This is a genomic window from Actinophytocola sp. (assembly GCF_035762905.1).
GTDB lineage: Bacteria > Actinomycetota > Actinomycetes > Mycobacteriales > Pseudonocardiaceae > DASYTH01.
This window is the reverse complement of record NZ_DASUCC010000153.1, coordinates 15,938-31,806: the sequence shown is the minus strand read 5'-3', so window position 1 is coordinate 31,806 and position 15,869 is coordinate 15,938. Positions and strand designations below refer to the sequence as shown.

The 15,869-nt window shown below is 68.6% G+C and carries 17 protein-coding genes; 7 read left to right on the top strand and 10 right to left on the bottom strand.

Translation table 11 applies throughout. The features are described from left to right. Positions 1–34: 34 nt before the first annotated feature. Positions 35–1,285: a S8 family peptidase gene (locus tag VFV67_RS33535; protein ID WP_326474733.1), complete on the bottom strand. Its 1,251-nt coding sequence runs from the start codon at positions 1,283–1,285 to the stop codon at positions 35–37. Positions 1,286–1,391: 106 nt separating this feature from the next. Between VFV67_RS33535 and VFV67_RS33530 the strand changes: the two genes are divergently transcribed. Both VFV67_RS33530 and VFV67_RS33525 read left to right on the top strand, forming a co-directional pair. Next, positions 1,392–2,372 carry a class I SAM-dependent methyltransferase gene (locus VFV67_RS33530; RefSeq protein WP_326474732.1) on the top strand — a complete coding sequence of 327 codons (981 nt, stop codon included), beginning with the start codon at positions 1,392–1,394 and terminating at the stop codon, positions 2,370–2,372. Between the two features lie 50 nt (positions 2,373–2,422). After that, positions 2,423–2,887: a helix-turn-helix domain-containing protein gene (locus VFV67_RS33525; RefSeq protein WP_326474731.1), complete on the top strand. Its 465-nt coding sequence runs from the start codon at positions 2,423–2,425 to the stop codon at positions 2,885–2,887. Here the strand turns inward: VFV67_RS33525 and VFV67_RS33520 are convergent. The 7 genes from VFV67_RS33520 to VFV67_RS33490 all read right to left on the bottom strand — a co-directional run bounded on the left by VFV67_RS33520 (position 2,856) and on the right by VFV67_RS33490 (position 9,098). Next, entirely contained in the window at positions 2,856–3,479 is a 624-nt protein-coding gene (locus VFV67_RS33520; protein WP_326474730.1) for a DUF6239 family natural product biosynthesis protein, read from the bottom strand. The genes VFV67_RS33525 and VFV67_RS33520 overlap by 32 nt on opposite strands. A gap of 16 nt (positions 3,480–3,495) precedes the next feature. Further along, positions 3,496–4,071 (bottom strand): hypothetical protein, encoded by a 576-nt coding sequence (locus VFV67_RS33515; RefSeq protein WP_326474729.1) that lies wholly within the window; start codon positions 4,069–4,071, stop codon positions 3,496–3,498. Positions 4,072–4,196: 125 nt separating this feature from the next. Beyond that, positions 4,197–4,925, bottom strand: a complete 729-nt coding sequence (locus VFV67_RS33510; protein ID WP_326474728.1) for an AraC family transcriptional regulator — start codon at positions 4,923–4,925, stop codon at positions 4,197–4,199. Next, positions 4,918–5,763, bottom strand: coding sequence for a helix-turn-helix domain-containing protein (locus VFV67_RS33505; protein WP_326474727.1), 846 nt, complete (start codon positions 5,761–5,763; stop codon positions 4,918–4,920). The genes VFV67_RS33510 and VFV67_RS33505 overlap by 8 nt, the downstream gene beginning before the upstream one ends. 104 nt (positions 5,764–5,867) lie before the next feature. Next, entirely contained in the window at positions 5,868–7,103 is a 1,236-nt protein-coding gene (locus tag VFV67_RS33500; protein ID WP_326474726.1) for a bifunctional 3,4-dihydroxy-2-butanone-4-phosphate synthase/GTP cyclohydrolase II, read from the bottom strand. Further along, a complete protein-coding gene (locus VFV67_RS33495) occupies positions 7,100–7,537 on the bottom strand; it encodes a hypothetical protein (RefSeq protein ID WP_326474725.1) in 438 nt (145 codons plus the stop codon). Before VFV67_RS33495 ends, VFV67_RS33500 begins: the two co-directional genes overlap by 4 nt. A 22-nt stretch (positions 7,538–7,559) precedes the next feature. Continuing rightward, positions 7,560–9,098 carry a hypothetical protein gene (locus VFV67_RS33490; RefSeq protein ID WP_326474724.1) on the bottom strand — a complete coding sequence of 513 codons (1,539 nt, stop codon included), beginning with the start codon at positions 9,096–9,098 and terminating at the stop codon, positions 7,560–7,562. 171 nt (positions 9,099–9,269) lie between these two features. Here VFV67_RS33490 and VFV67_RS33485 point away from each other — a divergent pair, with 171 nt between their 5' ends. The 5 genes from VFV67_RS33485 to VFV67_RS33465 all read left to right on the top strand — a co-directional run bounded on the left by VFV67_RS33485 (position 9,270) and on the right by VFV67_RS33465 (position 13,982). Beyond that, positions 9,270–9,854 carry an FHA domain-containing protein gene (locus tag VFV67_RS33485; protein WP_326474723.1) on the top strand — a complete coding sequence of 195 codons (585 nt, stop codon included), beginning with the start codon at positions 9,270–9,272 and terminating at the stop codon, positions 9,852–9,854. A gap of 83 nt (positions 9,855–9,937) precedes the next feature. Then, positions 9,938–11,557 carry a beta-propeller fold lactonase family protein gene (locus VFV67_RS33480; RefSeq protein ID WP_326474722.1) on the top strand — a complete coding sequence of 540 codons (1,620 nt, stop codon included), beginning with the start codon at positions 9,938–9,940 and terminating at the stop codon, positions 11,555–11,557. Between the two features lie 73 nt (positions 11,558–11,630). Continuing rightward, the gene (locus tag VFV67_RS33475) at positions 11,631–13,061 is read left to right on the top strand and encodes a cation:proton antiporter (RefSeq protein WP_326474721.1); all 1,431 of its coding nucleotides are present in this window, start codon (positions 11,631–11,633) and stop codon (positions 13,059–13,061) included. Between the two features lie 52 nt (positions 13,062–13,113). After that, positions 13,114–13,365, top strand: a complete 252-nt coding sequence (locus VFV67_RS33470; RefSeq protein WP_326474720.1) for a hypothetical protein — start codon at positions 13,114–13,116, stop codon at positions 13,363–13,365. Next, complete coding sequence (locus VFV67_RS33465) at positions 13,362–13,982, top strand: RNA polymerase sigma factor (protein WP_326474719.1); 621 nt, start codon at positions 13,362–13,364, stop codon at positions 13,980–13,982. Before VFV67_RS33470 ends, VFV67_RS33465 begins: the two co-directional genes overlap by 4 nt. A gap of 68 nt (positions 13,983–14,050) precedes the next feature. On the opposite strand, the gene VFV67_RS33460 is transcribed toward VFV67_RS33465, so the two are convergent. Further along, the gene (locus tag VFV67_RS33460) at positions 14,051–14,485 is read right to left on the bottom strand and encodes an SgcJ/EcaC family oxidoreductase (protein WP_326474718.1); all 435 of its coding nucleotides are present in this window, start codon (positions 14,483–14,485) and stop codon (positions 14,051–14,053) included. Positions 14,486–14,504: 19 nt separating this feature from the next. After that, positions 14,505–15,689, bottom strand: coding sequence for an acyl-CoA dehydrogenase family protein (locus tag VFV67_RS33455; RefSeq protein ID WP_414636397.1), 1,185 nt, complete (start codon positions 15,687–15,689; stop codon positions 14,505–14,507). Positions 15,690–15,869: the final 180 nt, after the last annotated feature.

The window sequence follows — 15,869 nt, the reverse complement described above, 5'->3', positions numbered from 1 at the left end:
CTGCCGCGCCGGCCTCCGTCGGATCACCGGTCGGTTAGACCGGGACCATCCCCATGAACAGCAACAGGTTGGGCGACCCGGCGCCGGGGTTGATCACCACGCCCGGGGTGGCGTTGGCGGCCAGCGCGGTGGCTACCTGGTCGGCGTTGTCGGCCGGGAACTTGTGCCGCCACAGTGCCGCGGTGCCGGCGGCGTGCGGGGCCGCCATCGAGGTGCCGCTGGCCACCGCGTAGGCGGCGGTGCCGGCGTTGGAGGCGGAGAAGATGTTCTCGCCCGGGGCGAACACGTCGAGGCACGGACCGAAGTTCGAGAAGCCGGACCGGTTGTCGGCGATGTTCGTCGAGCCCACCGTGGTGGCCCTCGGCGTGGCGGCCGGGGAGAACAGGCATGCGTTGGCGTTGCTGTTGCCGGCCGCGACCGAGTAGTGCACGTTGGTCGCGATCGAGGCGGTGACCGCCGCGTCCAGCGGCGCGAACGCGCCGCCGCCGAGGCTCATGTTGGCCACGCTGCGCTGGGCCGGGTTGAGTGACTGGGACAGCGTCACGAAGTTCACGCCGGCGATCACCACGGCCGCGGTGGTCGTGCCGGTGCAGTCGAACACCCGCACCGAGACGATCCGCACGCCCTTGGCCACACCCACGGAGCGCCCGCCGATGGTGCCGGCCACGTGCGTGCCGTGGAACTGCGCGACGCCGACCGGGCACGGCAGGCAGCCGCCGAGGTACGGGTCCCAGCCGCAGATCGCGCGGCCACCGAACTCCTGGTGGTTCAGCAGGATCCCGGTGTCGATCACGTAGGCGGTCACCGAGTTGGCGGTGTTCGGGTAGTGGTACTTGTTGTCCAGCGGGAGCGACCGCTGGTCGATCCGGTCCAGGCCCCAGGACGGCGGGTTGACCTGCACGCTGAGGGCGTCGGGAGTGATTTCGATGTCCTGGGCCACGTATTCGACCGCCCGGTCCCCGGCCAGCCGGGACGCGGTGTCGGCGCTGGCCTCGAGGGAGAAGCCCTTCATCGCGGCGGTGTAGGTGAACCCCTTCTTGCCGCCGTAGCGGGCGGTCAGCTCGCCGGCCAGCCGGTCGACGTCGTCGCCCGGGGTGTTCGCGCCGAGCGACACGATGTACCGGTCGGGTACGGCACGCGCGTCGTCGGCGTAGAGCACCCGGCCGGGTGCCGGCGCCGATGCTTCGGCCGGCACCTGCGACGCGGCCGGCGCGACGAACACCAGGCCGGCCAGCCCGGCGAGCAACGCCGAGCCGAGCACCCGGCGCGATAAGCGAGAGATCATGTGATCCTCCAGGTTGAGGTGGGACGCACAGTCCGGATCCCAGCGCAGCCGTGTTGGAGAAATGTTGGCCTTTTGTTGGCCTTGGGCCGATTGGCATGATGCGGGCATGTCCTACCGGATCATCACGACTGACCCGCCGCAGGACACGGTGCGTCACCTGACGTTCGTGCCGTTTCTGCCGGACGGCCGGTGCGTCGCGCTGCCCGGGCCGCGGCTGGCCGCCGGCGAGGTCGCGCCGGGCGAGCACTACCTGCTGGACTCCTCCCTGCGCATTCCCCTGGAGACGTTGGGATACCGCCGGCAACGGGTGCACCCGTTCGCCGCCGACGGCGACCGGCTCTACATCTGGCTGGACGGCGACCGGTACACCGGGCGGCGGCCGCACGCCACGATCGACCCGGTCGTCGACTCCGCGGAGGCGCTCGCCGCGCGGCTCGATCCGGTCGCCGCCAGGGCGGTGCTCGACGGCGCGGCCGCCTACCGCGACCAGTCCGATGCCGACTACTACGCCGGCAACACCCGGTTGCTCGAACCGGCCTACCTGCTCGGCCGCACACCACAGGAGGGTTCGGGTTTCGGCGGCGACGCGGCACAGTGGCGAGCCCGCCGCTCGATGATCGTGGACGGCATCGACCGGGACGGCACGTTCCTCGACATCGGCTGTGCCAACGGGCTGTTGATGGAATCGGTGCGCGACTGGGCGGCCGAGCGCGGCTACGCCATCGAGCCGTACGGGGTGGACATCGCGCCCCGCCTGGTCGAGCTGGCCAGGTCCCGGCTGCCGCACTGGGCCGGCCGGATCGAGGTCGGCAACGGCATCGACTACGCACCCGGTCGCCGGTTCACCTTCGTGCACACGCTGCTCGACGCGGTGCCGGTGGCCCGGCGCGCGGACCTGATCCGGCACGCCCTCGCCGTCCTGGTCGAGCCGGGCGGCCGGCTGCTGGTCAGCCACTACAAGAGCGCCGCCGGCACCGACCCCACCGCCGCGGAACACCTGCGCCAGCTGGGTTTCCCGGTCACCGGCAGCTCGGCGGAGGCCGGCGGCGGCACCGGCGCCACGACGGCGTGGATCGTGGCAACCTGACGGGTGCCGTTGGTCTGGTCAAGCAACCAATATGCTAGTACTCTGAAGTCATGCTCGGACGTACCTATGATCAAGTCTGCTCGGTGGCGCGGACGTTGGAGATCGTCGGTGAGCGGTGGACGTTCCTGATCATTCGGGACGCCCTGCTCGATGTCCGCCGGTTCGACGGGTTCCTCTCCCGGTTGGGAATCGCCCGCAACGTGCTCACCGACCGGCTGAACCGGCTGGTGGAAAACGGAATTCTCGAGCGGGTGGCGTACCAGGAGCGGCCGCTGCGGTACGAGTACCACCTGACCACCAAGGGCCGCGAGCTGGCCCCGGTCATCATCACGATGATGGAGTGGGGCGACCGCCATCTCGCCGACGAGGCCGGTCCGCCACGGATCGCCGAACACAAGGACTGCGCCGGCCATGTGGTCGCTCAACTCGCCTGCGAGGAGTGCGCCCGGCCGGTGCCGGTTGGCGAGGTCACCACCCGGCCGGCTAGGGCGCCGCTGTCCGGAGTGGCAGGGTGAGCGCCAGGCCGTAGGCCGAGGCGAGCAGTGCGGCGTTGGCCAGCAGCGCCGCCTGGATCCGCACCAACATTCCCGGGTGGCAGATGGTGAACCAGGCCAGCCCGACCAGCGCCAGCACGACGCCGGTGCGCAGCGGCACCGGTGCCCAGCCGCCGGCCAGCGCCCGGACGAACTCGACGAACGCGAGGGCCGCGCACACCGAGACCACCAACGGGGCCAGCCGGCACAGCCGGGACCTGGTCCGGTCGAACCGGTGATCACGGGACAGGACAACGAACATCGGGGCGGCCAGCAGGGCACCGACCAGCGGCACGGTCTGCACCGGGAGGTCGATCTCGTTGGCCACCATCAGTTCCAGCAGGACCGCGACCGCGGCGGTACCGGCCACAAGGGCCGCGGCGCGGCGGTCCGGTTCCGGCAGAAAGCCGCGCAGCATGGCGAACGCGGCAACCACCGGCACCGCCACCAGCAGCACCACCCGCAGGATGAGCGGTCCGATGGTGACCGGCAGATCGATCTGGTGGTCATGGCCCGGCTGGGCCAGCGACCACGCCAGGACGTCGTGCTGGGCGCCGACAAGCCCGGCGCCCATCACGACACCATGCCGCTCAGACCGAAGCCGAGGTGCGGGTCGAGGCGCAGGTGCACTTCATCAGCTCCCGTTCCTCGGGGCGCGGGCGCATGTGCAGGATGACGGCGACCACCATCGGAATGAACACGATCGCGTTGTAGAACAGGTGCAGTTCGACGCGGGGGAACACCAGCTGGGCGATGCTCGTCGGCGCCTTCTGGCCGAGCAGGTAGGTTCCGGTGAGCGCCTGCAACAGCAGCAGCAGGTGTTCGAGGTGGTGCCAGACCTGGATCCACAGCGCCGCGGTCCACCAGCTCCGCGCCCGGCCGGTGAACGCGGGCCGCAACATGATCAGGCCGACCAGCATCACGATGGCGAACCCGTAATGCAGCCATTCGGACGTGACCAGCCACGGAAACGCTAGTCCCAGCGCGCCTTTGGCTTCCGGCCGGGCCCAACCAAGGGCGTAGATCTGTACCGCCTGGGTGATGTGCTCGACCCAGTGCGCGATCACGATCAGCATGAAAACGTTCAGCGCGATCTTATGGCCGCGCCCGTTGAGCCATCCGCGAAATGTCTGTGCGCCACTTGCCGGAACATCGACTGTTGCCATGCGACGGCCTCCTCAGGCTCTTACCGGTCTTCAACCGATACCACGGAACCAATGCGAAGACCAGGCATGGATCCGGATCAAGCGTCCACGCGGCACGGTGCCGCCGCACCTTTCGAATTGCGGTGTCAGGAGGCCGCTTTGGTGAGCGCGGCCGGCGGCCCGTCGTGCATGGCCATCAGAACCGGCGGATCGAGTGTGCTGACCGGACGCAGGTAGATGTCGGCGATCCGGGCGGTAACCTGAGCATGAATGGAGATCGTGCCATGGTTGCCGACCTGCGGAACCGGATCCGTCGGGGCGTGGGCGAGCAGATGCCAGGTGCCGGGCGGCACATCGTGCAGTGTGTACGGGCCCGGCTGGCGCAGCAACGTGGTGCGAATGGCCGACGCCTCAAGGATCCGGCTGGGAAACAGGCCGACGAAGATGAGCTTGGGATGGGTGTCCGGCGGGGCGATCACGGTGCCCCGGACCGTGCCCCGGGCCCCGGTCGCGGGCTGCTCGTCCACCGGCAGCGCGGTCGGGCTGCCGGCGAACTGGCGGTAGGTGGTCGGGGAAACTCCGACGCTGTGCCGGAACCGGGAGCTGAACGTGCCGACGCTGTTGTAGCCGACCCGGTGGCTGATGTCCGCGACGGTGAGGCCGGTGGTCAGCAGCAGCCGCTTCGCCTCCTCCAGCCGCATGGCGGACAGGAACCGGCCGGGCGAGACGCCGGTGATGCGCTGGAACACCCGGGTGAAGTGGAACTTGCTGAACATCGCCGAGCGGGCCAGGTCGTCGATGGTGAGCCGATCCCCGAGGTTGGTCCGCATCGTGTCGATGGCTCGCTCGACCGCGCGTACGACGATTTCATCCATGGCCGTGCGTGGCGGTCCGAGGAAGCTGGAACAGCTGGGTGAACAGACCGAGCAGCGCCGAGTCGCCCATCATCCGGATGCTGCCGCCGGTGATCGCCGCGGCCGGGGTCAACGCACCGGTCATCAGCTCGCGCAACGCCAGACCGGGCTCGAGGACCAGGTCGGCGTCCGGCACCTGTCCGGCTCCGGCCCGCAGCGTGCCGTCCTCGATCCGGGCATGCACGACCACGTCGAGGATGTGCAGCTCGAAGGTCGCCCGCACCCCGGCGGCGTGCTGCGGCTGGAAGGTGGCCCGCAGTGCCATCACCAGCGAGTCGGGGGTGACGATGTCCTCCGGCCTCGGGTCGCCGAGCAGCTGCGCGCCCCAGCGGCCCAGCCGCAGCATGATGTCCTCCAGCTCGCGGCCGTACGCGGTCACCTCGTACACCACCGACTCGGCGGATCCACCGGCCGGCACCGGAACGGAGCGGCGGCGTACCACGCCGGTGTGCTCCAGCTCGCGCAGCCGGGTGCTGAGCACGGACTCGGCCATCCGCGGCAGACCCTTCTGCAGGTCGCCGAAACCCTTCGCGGACACCAGAAGATCACGAATGATCATGGGCGCCCAGCGCTCGCCGAGGATCTCCATGGCGCGGGCCAGCCCGCAGTACTGGCCGTAGGTCCGCCTCGTCATCGCCTCCAACTCGGACACGATCTCCTCCATCTCGGCCGACTCCGCCAACCCGAACACCGCCTCGTCCGCCGCGAACTTCTGCGGTGCGGTCGTCAACCGGAACCGGTCGCCGGCAATGGTCACGCCGTCCTGGTCAACCGACAGCCTCCACCGCGCTTCGCTCATCGCGCCACATCCCATCGATATCCCCTACGACAAGCACAAATGTCCCAAACGCCCGACCGATCCGGCAGTGAGCCGCACATCGGGGACTTATGAAATTCGCATGGTTACCGCGCGATCCGGTGTTCGTGCGGCGGGATGTCGAGGCGGTGCCCGAGCCGGTCGCGTTTGGCCGAAAGATAGGTGATGTTGTGCGCGGTCGCCTGCGTTTCCAGTCCGATCGTGCCGGCCATGTCGAGACCGGCGGCCAGCAGACCATGATATTTCTCGGGATTGTTCGTCATCAGTTGGATTCGGCTTACCCCGAGGTCACGCAGGATGTGCGCGGCGGTGCCGTACTCGCGGCCGTCGACCGGAAGGCCGAGGCGCAGGTTGGCGTCCACTGTGTCCAGTCGCTCGTCCTGCTGCAGCTGGTAGGCGCGCAGCTTGTGGGCCAACCCGATCCCGCGACCCTCGTGCCCGCGCAGGTAGACCAGCACGCCCCGGCCGGCCTCGGCGATCCGCCGCATGGCCAGGTCGAACTGCCCGCCGCAGTCGCAGCGCAACGAGCCGATCACATCGCCGGTCAGGCATTCGCTGTGCACCCGCACCAGCACTTCGGTCCCGTCGCCGACGTCGCCGAGCACCAGTGCCAGGTGCTCGATTCCGTCCACCGTGGACCGGTAGGCGATGGCCCGGAAATCGCCGAGCGGTGTGGGAATATCCGCCGCGCCGGCCCGCTCCACCGGCCCACCGGCAGCCCGCAGCCGGCCGACCAGCTCGGCGATGGTGACCAGGGGCAGGCCGTGCCGGGCGGCGAACTCCTCGATCGCCGGGCCGCGCATCATGCCAAGCCGGTCCGGTGTGACCAGCTCGCACAACAGCGCCGCCGGTCGCACGCCGGCCAGCCGGCACAGATCCACCCCGGCCTCGGTGTGCCCGGCGCGCACCAGCACGCCCGGTTCCCGCGCCAGCAGCGGCAGAATGTGGCCCGGCCGGGCCAGGTCGGCCGCCGTGGTCGTCTCGGCGGCCAGCGCCGCGACGGTCGCCGCGCGGTCCCCGGCGCTGATCCCGGTGCTCGTGCCGTGCCGGTAGTCGACGCTGACCAGAAACGCCGTGCCGTGGCTTTCGGTGTTGTGCCGGACCATCAGCTCCAGGTCCAGCTCGCGGGCCCGGGCCGCGGTGATGGCCACGCACAGGAACCCCGACGTGTACTCCAGAAAGAACGCCACCTTCTCCGGGGTGGCGTGCTCGGCGGCCATGATCAGGTCGCCCTCGTTCTCCCGGTTCTCGTCGTCGACCACGACCACGATTCCGCCGTCCGCCAACCGGCGGACGGCGGAATCCACGGATGTGCCGGTCATACCAACCGGCCACCGTTGAACCGCCAATGGACGAACGGCACCCGCATGGGACCTTGTCCGACCAGCCAGACGGCGATCCAGACGGTGCCGAAGTGGATCGCGAACGCCCCGAGCGGAACCGGGCCGGGCAGCCAGGGCAGCAGGTTCAGCCCGGCCAGCGCGCCGAGCAGGATGCCTTCCGGGATCATCGTGAGCAGCCCGAAGATCGTCGGCCAGTCCTTCTCCCAACGCCACTGCATGATGAGGTGGTAGATGAGCTCCCAGCCGATGCCGAGCACGGCGACCCCGGCCAGCACGACGAACGTGGCCGTGTAGCGCGCGCTCATCGGGCCGTCCACCGGGAGCAGCGGGGTGATCAGCGCGGTCAGCGGCCCGCCGATCACCAGCAGCAGGAACAGCCGCGTCTGGATGCGACCGAGTACGGTTGGCACCATTGTCTTGTTCGCCTCCCGAGGGTCAGATCTGCCGGTTGCGGGCCCACTTGAGCCACTCGACGGTCGAGCGGAGCGGTCCCATCCGCCGGCACAGGTTGCGCCGGGCGATGTCGTCCACGACCTCCTGGGCGGAGATCTGCAGCCCGAGGAACGTGTCCACACCGGGGAAGTAGCCGCCGAACGAAGCCGCCCCGGTGACGTAGACCCGGCCCATCCCGCTGGCCGAGCCGCGCAGCTCGAAACTCGGCTCCACGTCCAGCCGGCCGAGCGGGTTGCGTCGGGCTCCGCCGTGGTGCAGCAGGTCGCCGAGCACCCGGTGCTCGGCCACGTCGGCGTCCAGCCCGGTGCAGTCGATCACGTAGTCGGCGCGTAGCCGGCGATCGCCCTCCGGGCTGTGCAGGGTGGCCTTCACCTGGCCGTTGGAAGCAAGGCCGAGGCTGTCCAGCTTGCCGGAGTACGCGGTGTACCAACCCTCCCGCCGGCCGTTCTGCAGATGGTGCTGCCAGAGCCGGCGCAGCGGCGTGGTGGTGCCGCCGATCTCGTCGTACATCTGTACCCGGTCGGCACCCTCTCGCCGGCGCATCCGGGCCTTGAGCTGCCCGCCCCACGCGGACTTCGGATAGTTGAAGCCCTGGTAGGCGAAACCGTGCGAGCCGGGCCGCCGCGACCACGCGTGCCGGCCGTGCGCGCCTTTGACGTAGGTGCGAATGATCTGAACGATCCGGGTCTGCGCCCCGTGGTGCAGCCGGTCGCAGATCAGCCGCTGCAGCACCGCCGAGGTCACGATCCCGCTGCCGCGGATCAGCACGGTTCCGGGCCGCCGGCGCAACGACTCGTAGACGTGCTCGTGGTCCTCGTACCCGTTCACCACATGGTGGTAGTCGTTGTGCTGTTCCCGGAAACGTTGCAGGTCCGGCAGGAAGCGCAGTCCGGTGTAGCCGACCGCGACGTGCACGTCCCGGCAGCGGTACGCGATCAGCCCGCTGGCCGGGGCGTTCGGCTGGTTCGGGCGGGGCGCCTGCACGGCGAAGTAGCCGCCACCCGCGCGCCTGCGCACCGTGCGGACCTCGCCCTGCACCAGCATGTCCCAGTACCGGATGCGCTGTGCCTCCCGGCGCATGCTGTCCAGCACCATGCCGAGCAGCGGGGTGTAGAAGTCGGCGAACACCGGCTCGAGCAGCACCTGCTTGACCGGCTTGACGGTGCGGTCCCGGACGGCCTCCTGGATCGCGTAGGACGGGAACCCCCACAGGTTGTCCGGCCGCGAGGAGGAGTCCGAGCGGATCCGCCTGCTGCGTGGCAGTTGGGAGACCCGGGTCAGATATTCGTAGGTCTGCCACGGGTGGCTGAGGTTGGACAGGACGCGAATGTCCGATGCCGGCACGCCGCCGGCCACCCGGAGGTAGTCGACCGTGACGAACGAACCCATCCCGCCGCCGACGGACACGAACGGGACGTCGTACATCGGAATGCCGGCCCGGAACACCATCTCGTCGGTCCACCAGTCGGCCTGCTCGAGTTCCGGCGGAAGCACCGTGAGCGGCGGCGCTACATCGATCATGTTGGTCACACCCGTCAGTGGCTCCATTGCCCCGGTTCCGTTACAAGATCACTTGTTCCAGATTGCTCGAACCGGCCCGTGCCCTCCGCGCCGCGCACGCGAGAAGAAGGAGCACGCAATCGATCCTGTGAGGATGAAGCAGCCCATTGCTGAGACGGTGGAGAGCGGGACATGGACAACCGGACCGGAACGAACGGCGCGCCTGCGGAGGCGAGAAACCTCGTCCACGGCGTGTACTGCAGGAGGTCGCACTTCAACGACCCGAGAATGAATTACTGCACTGTTTGTGGGATCTCCATGACTCAGGCGACCCGGTTGCCGGTACTCGGTGAACGGCCGGCGCTCGGCGTGCTCGTGCTCGACGACGGGACGATGTTCCCGCTCGACCGGGAGCATGTCCTCGGCCGCGGTCCCGAGACGGATCCGGCCGTGCGGGACGGCTCCGCGAAACCGGTTCGCCTGACGGATATGTCGGTTTCTCGGGTGCACGCCAGGATCGTGCTGAACGATTGGGACGTCAAAGTTACCGACGTTGGCTCGACCAACGGCACATTTATTTGCCCGCAAGGGGAATCGGAGTGGACCCGGATATTACCCGGTAACCAAGCGGCACTTCGCAGCGGCGCCATGGTCGTGCTCGGCCGGCGCCGTTTGCGTTACCACTCCCATCGTGCGCAGTCGGAGGACTTCTCCGAACTGGAGAACGCCTGGGTGTTGGAGAACTCGTACAAGCAACGGCCAAGCCAGGCCGCATGAGGCGGGACTGTCCAGCCAGGATGGTCACGGTGTTCGGAAACAACCAAAAGGAGTGCCAAGCGGCACAATCTTGAGGAGTCAGCATGAGCGACGAGAACAAGCCGGCGTCGCCGTCCGACGCCGACGGCGACAGGAAGCCGGTGGCGCCGGACCCCGTAGAAGAACAACTGGCGGAGTCGGACGAGTACGACTACAACCCGCCGACCGAGGACTTCCCGGCCTACGAACGGCAGCCCGCCGGTGGCTATCCAGGGCAGCCACAGTGGTCCTCCGCCCCCGCGCAGACGGTCGTCCGACTCCGGCTGCGTGACCACCTGCTGGTCGGACTCAGCATGGTGCTCGCCCTCACGATCGTGACGGCGGTCGGCTACATGTGGTCCGGTGGGTCGCTGCTCGCGGTCCAGCAGACCGCGAACGACCAGTCGGCCCCGGCCGGCGACGGCTCGGCGCCCGCAGGGAACGCCGAGGCCGACACCGGTGCGGTTGATCTTCGGCAGGGCGCCGTCTTCGTGATGTCCAATGATGCCAAGGGCAACGAGGTGGCGGCGTTCTTCCGGAACCAGGACGGTGCGCTGACCGAGGTCGGCCGGTACCAGACCGGCGGCAAGGGCAGCGGCTCGGTCGAGGACGTGTCCCAGGCGCTCGTCGTCGGCACCGCCGATGGCGAGGCGAGCCCGACCAACGTGGTGAACAAGGCCGAACTGCTGTTCGTGCCCAACATGGGCAGCAACTCGATCTCGGTGTTCCGGATCAAGGCCGACGGCCTCGAGTTGGCATCGAAGGTGCCGTCCGGCGGCGAGAAGCCGGTCAGCCTGACGGTGAGCAAGGGCCTGCTCTACGTCCTGCACAGCGGTGAGTACGACGATCGGCTGTGGGTGGGCGAAGGCCTCCTGGAGAACTGCACCACCGGTCAGCTTCCTTCGGTCAACGGCTTCCGGGTCGCCGCCGACGGAACGCTCACCCAGATCGAGGGCTCGACCCGTCCGCTGACCGAGGAGCGTGACTCCGGTTGCGCACAGATCGGGTTCAGCCCGGACGGCAAGACGCTCGTCGCCACCGAGCGGCGGGCCGGGAAGACCGATGAGGCCACCGGTTTCCCCAAGGGCGCCATCCTCACCTTCGCGGTGCGGGAGAACGGCACCCTGGCGCCGCCCGTGGTGAACGAGTCGGCCGGCAACGGGCCGTACGGCTTCACGTTCACCAAGGACGGCACCCTGCTGATGGCCGAGCAGAACGGTGCGGACCGGGTCGAGGGTGTCGGTCAGGTGTCCAGCTACTCGCTGGCGCCGGACGGCACGATCAAACTGATCAAGGGTCCGGTCGCCACCGGGCAGACCGACACGTGCTGGATCGTGGCGCACACGAGCAAGAACATCGCGTTCGCCTCGGCCCCGCTCGCCAACGGAACGATCAGCTCGTTCAGCCTCGCCAAGGACGGCGGAATGTCGCTGCAGCACGCGGTCGCGACGGCCGAGGACGGCGTTGACCGGGTCAACGACAACACGGCCATCGGCTTGCTGGACATCGGGCTCAGCGGGGACAGCCGGTTCCTGTACGGGCTCGACGCCTTTGCCGGTGGGGTCTACGCGTTCCGGGTCAACGACAACGGAAGCCTGACCTCGCTCGGTCGCAAGCAGGTGTTCGACTACCTGCCGATCACCGAAGGTGGACACGGCGGATCGAACGGCATCGCCACGTTCTGATCCCGCCATCGACGCACCGTGGCCCGGAAGTCCGGGTCACGGTGCGTCATCCCGACAATCAAGGAGCGAAAACATGGCTGCCAATGGCTCGCGCACCCGGTTACGCAACCGGAACGCGCGAGCGATTCTGATCTACGTCGTCATGGTGATCGCCCCGGCGCTGGTCGCGATCGCGTTGCTGACCGGCGCGAACAACGACTCGTCGGCCCCGTCGACGGCGAAGATGATGGTCGGCCATCCACTGGCCCAACTGCTGCTCGCGGTGGCGGTGGTGGTGGGCGCGTGCAAGGCGGCCGGCTGGCTGGTACAACGACTCGGCCAACCGCCGGTGATCGGCGAGATCACCGCCGGCATCCTGCTCGGTCCCTCGGTGCTTGCCGCGCTGTGGCCGAGCGGCGCCGCGGTGCTGCTGCCCAAGGCGGTCGTGCCGCAGCTCAACGTCCTGGCCCAGCTCGGCGTGATCCTGTTCGTGTTCCTGACCGGGCTCGAGCTCAACACGAAGCTGTTGCAGGGCAGGGGACAGCTCGCGCTCCTGGTCAGCCATGTCAGCATCTCGCTGCCGTTCCTGCTCGGCGTCGCGCTGGCCGTGTTCGCCTACCTCAAGTTCGCCCCGGAGGGAACCGGCTACCTGGCGTTCGCGCTGTTCTTCGGGGTGTCGATGAGCGTGACGGCATTGCCGGTGCTGGTGCGCATCCTCCAGGATCTCGGACTGTTCCGAACCGAGGTCGGCGTCGTGGCGCTGACCTGTGCGCTGATCGACGACGTCACCGCATGGAGCCTGCTCGCGCTGGTCGTCGCGCTGGTCACCGCGTCGTCGATGATGGGGGTGTTGCTCACCATCGGCCTCACCATGGTGTTCGCCGCGCTGATGTTCTTCGTCCTGCGGCCGTTGCTCGCCAGGTGGGTCACCCGGATGAAGCCGCACCACGTGCGCGGGATCGCCCCGCTCGCTCTGGTCGCGATCCTGTTGTGCGCCATGGCCACCGAGTGGATCGGTGTGCACGCCATGTTCGGTGCGTTCGTGTTCGGCATGATCTTCCCGCGTGACAACCTGATCGAGGAGTGGCTGCACGACAAGGTCGGTGGGCTGACCGCCGCGCTGCTGCTGCCGCTGTTCTTCGCCTACAGCGGGTTGCGCACCGAGATCGGCCTGCTCGGCGCGAACCTGGAGCTGTGGCTGTGGTGTGGGCTGATCCTGGTGGTCGCGGTCGCCGGCAAGCTGGTCGGCTCGGCCATGGCCGCTCGGGCGGTGGGGGAGAGCTGGAACCACTCCTGGCAGGTGGGCTCGCTGATGAACTGTCGCGGCCTGACCGAGTTGGTGGTGCTCAACGTCGGGCTCGACCTCGGCGTGCTGTCGCCCACCCTGTTCACCATGCTGGTGATCATGGCGCTGATCTCCACCGCCATGTCCGGACCGATGGTCGTCTGGTTGCGCCGCAAGGATCAGTCCAGTGTGGTCCAGGCCGACTTCTCCGTATCAAGAACCGATCGCAAGGCAGCCTGAGCTTGGCCCGCGATTCAGTGCGCCTCGCGCGGGAGGAATGAGAATTGTGAACATGAAGTCCATCGACTGTATCGACCTGGTGGAGCTGGTCACGGACGCGCTGGAGGACGCCCTCGACAACGAGACTCTGCTGTCGATCCTGGACCACCTGCCGTTCTGCAAAGGCTGTGACGACTACTTCAACCAGGTCCTGGTGACGGTGAAGGCGCTGTCCCAACAGCCGGCGACCACCATTCCGCCCAGACTCGAGGCCAGCCTCATGAAGCTGTACCGGGAATGGGCAGAAAGAAGTGTTGTGGCATGACTGACGTGGATCTGCACGCCCTGCGGCGGGGGGACGAGCGCGCCTACCGGGCGATGGTGAAGGAGTACCACTCCGCACTGTTCCGGCTTGCGCTGATCTACTCGCCGAGCCGGGCGATCGCGGAGGAGGCGGTGCAGGAGACCTGGTTGGCGGTGCTGCGCGGGCTGGAGGGCTTCGAGGGCAAGTCGTCGCTGCGCACCTGGATCTGCCGGATCCTGGTGAACGTGGCACGCAGGCGGGCCGGCCTCGAGTCGCGGACCCTGCCGTTCTCGGTGCTGGAGACCGAGGGGGAGTTCGCCGCGGTGTCACCGGACCTGTTCACCCGGACCGGACCGTGGCCCGGACACTGGAAGGCCGAGACGGACGACTGGTCCCGGCTGCCGGAGGACAAGCTGCTGTCCCGCGAGTTACAGGACGTCGTCACCGACGCGGTGGCGCAACTGCCCCGCACCCAGCGCGAGGTGATCACGCTGCGGGACATCGAGGGGTGGAGCGCCGCCGAGGTGTTCGAGGTGCTCGGCATCCAGGACGGCAACCAGCGGGTGCTGCTGCACCGGGCCCGCAGCCGGGTGCGGCAGCTGCTGCAGGATTACCTCGCCCCACCGGTGCTCAACTGAGATCCCGTTGCGGGAACGACGAATCGGGCGCGACACCAGCGGTGTCGCGCCCGAAGTGTCCGGCAGGGCTATGAACGGCTGCCCGGCACCGGCAGCGTCCGGACCGCGGGGCTGTTCTGGTAGCCGGCCAGCCGCCACTCGCCGTCCTGCTTGACCACCAGCCAGGAGGCCCGGATGGCCTGGTCGTCGGAGACCGCGCTCTCGCCCGGCGCGAGCACGCCGCCCTGCGTGATCAGCACGCCGGCCTCGGAGCCGAAGAACCGGATGTCCAGCGGGCGACCGGTGACCTGGGTGCCCTTGTACTGGTTGTCGAAGGCGTCCTTGAGGTACTCGCGGATCTCCTCGCGGCCCTTCCTGTACAGACCCGGCAGGATCATCGTGCCGTCCTCGGTGAAGACCTCGGCGAACGCGTCGGCGTCGTGGTAGGCCCAGGCCGCGATGACCCGCTGGGTGAGAGCTGCCACGGCGGCCGCGTCGGCGGCGTTCTCGGGACTCGTGGTCATGTGCTTTCCTTTGCTCGTACTAGATGTAGAGGGTGTTGGGTTCGAGGCCACACAGCACCCGGCCGTACAGCTCGGCGTTGGTGTTCGGGTGCATCAGGGCGTGCAGGTTGACCGCCTGGACGTCCCGCAGGACGCGCTGGATCGGCACGTCGCTGTAGATCGACGCACCGCCGCTCGCCGCGGCGTAGATCTCCACCGCCTCCTTGGCCAGCCGCACCACCGCGCCGAGGTCGGCCCGCGCCCGGGCCCGCTCCTCCAGCTTCCACGCCGTGCCGTCCACCCCCTTGGTGTCCACCAGGGTGGCCAGCCGGTGGGCGTGGAACTCCGCCTGGTCGATCTTCATGGCCGCCTCGGCGACCTGCAGGTGGGTCAGCGGCGCCTCGCGCTGGCTTTCGTAGGCGGTGTACGTGATCTTGCGGTTGGGCAGCCGCTTGAAGAAGATGTCCCGCGCCGCGTTGGCCGCGCCGAGCAACGTGCCCACCGACGACGCGGAGGCCACCGGCAGCAGCGGCGCCCGGTAGATCGGACTGTCCGCATTGGACTTCGAGGCGTGTTGGCCCTGGAGCACCATCGGCAACGGCAGCACCCGCTGCTGCGGGATGAACAGGTTCTGCGCCACCGTGCTCACGCTGCCGGTGCCCTTGAGCCCGGAGGTGTGCCAGTCGTCCACGATGAGCAGCTCGGAAAGCGGGACCAACGCCATGATCGGGTACGGCTCACCCTCCGGCGGGATCAGGATCGCGATGACCTCCTGCCACTGGGCGTGCAGCGCGCCGCTGATGAAGCCCCACTTGCCGTTCACCCGGACGCCGCCGTCGACCGGGGTGGCGGTGGCGCTCGGGCTCAGCGTCCCGCAGACCCGCGCGTTCGGCACCGAGAACACCTCGTCCTGCACCTCGTCCGGGAACAGGCAGGTCATCCAGGTGGGGATCCAGTACACCGAGGCCACCCAGGAGGACGACGCGTCGCCGCGGCCCAGCTCGGTGGCCACGTCGACCAGGGTCCGGGTGTCCGCCTCGTAGCCGCCGTACCGGGTCGGGGTCCGCAGCTTGAAGATGCCGGCGTCGGCCATGGCCTCGACGGTCTCCTCGTGCAGCCGCCGGTTCTCCTCGGTCCAGGCCGCGTGTGCCCGGAGCAGTGGCACCAGCTCCGCCGCCCGCCTGACGAGTTCGGCGCGGGTCGGCGCCTGCGTGTTTTCCACCATGTCCTCCTCGGGAAAAACGAGATAAATAGTGGCGAGGGCGAATCGGGTCATGCGGGATCAACTTAAATCCTGGAACCGTCAACAGACGGTCGCATCTTCTGAAATGCCTTGTTAGGCGGCGAAGTGCGGACATTGCAATGTTCGGCTGTTAATCTTGCCGCTGGCGAGTGCGGGTGCTCG

Bases quoted from the DNA above. Each gene is read 5' to 3' on its own strand.
- VFV67_RS33475 (WP_326474721.1), top strand. From the start codon at position 11,631: ATGGCTGCCAATGGCTCGCGCACCCGGTTACGCAACCGGAACGCGCGA.
- VFV67_RS33530 (WP_326474732.1), top strand. From the start codon at position 1,392: ATGTCCTACCGGATCATCACGACTGACCCGCCGCAGGACACGGTGCGT.
- VFV67_RS33465 (WP_326474719.1), top strand. From the start codon at position 13,362: ATGACTGACGTGGATCTGCACGCCCTGCGGCGGGGGGACGAGCGCGCC.
- VFV67_RS33535 (WP_326474733.1), bottom strand. From the start codon at position 1,285: ATGATCTCTCGCTTATCGCGCCGGGTGCTCGGCTCGGCGTTGCTCGCC.
- VFV67_RS33460 (WP_326474718.1), bottom strand. From the start codon at position 14,485: ATGACCACGAGTCCCGAGAACGCCGCCGACGCGGCCGCCGTGGCAGCT.
- VFV67_RS33520 (WP_326474730.1), bottom strand. From the start codon at position 3,479: ATGGGCGCCGGGCTTGTCGGCGCCCAGCACGACGTCCTGGCGTGGTCG.
- VFV67_RS33525 (WP_326474731.1), top strand. From the start codon at position 2,423: ATGCTCGGACGTACCTATGATCAAGTCTGCTCGGTGGCGCGGACGTTG.
- VFV67_RS33495 (WP_326474725.1), bottom strand. From the start codon at position 7,537: ATGGTGCCAACCGTACTCGGTCGCATCCAGACGCGGCTGTTCCTGCTG.
- VFV67_RS33515 (WP_326474729.1), bottom strand. From the start codon at position 4,071: ATGGCAACAGTCGATGTTCCGGCAAGTGGCGCACAGACATTTCGCGGA.
- VFV67_RS33500 (WP_326474726.1), bottom strand. From the start codon at position 7,103: ATGACCGGCACATCCGTGGATTCCGCCGTCCGCCGGTTGGCGGACGGC.
- VFV67_RS33490 (WP_326474724.1), bottom strand. From the start codon at position 9,098: ATGATCGATGTAGCGCCGCCGCTCACGGTGCTTCCGCCGGAACTCGAG.
- VFV67_RS33485 (WP_326474723.1), top strand. From the start codon at position 9,270: ATGGACAACCGGACCGGAACGAACGGCGCGCCTGCGGAGGCGAGAAAC.
- VFV67_RS33455 (WP_414636397.1), bottom strand. From the start codon at position 15,689: ATGGTGGAAAACACGCAGGCGCCGACCCGCGCCGAACTCGTCAGGCGG.
- VFV67_RS33510 (WP_326474728.1), bottom strand. From the start codon at position 4,925: ATGGATGAAATCGTCGTACGCGCGGTCGAGCGAGCCATCGACACGATG.
- VFV67_RS33480 (WP_326474722.1), top strand. From the start codon at position 9,938: ATGAGCGACGAGAACAAGCCGGCGTCGCCGTCCGACGCCGACGGCGAC.
- VFV67_RS33470 (WP_326474720.1), top strand. From the start codon at position 13,114: ATGAAGTCCATCGACTGTATCGACCTGGTGGAGCTGGTCACGGACGCG.
- VFV67_RS33505 (WP_326474727.1), bottom strand. From the start codon at position 5,763: ATGAGCGAAGCGCGGTGGAGGCTGTCGGTTGACCAGGACGGCGTGACC.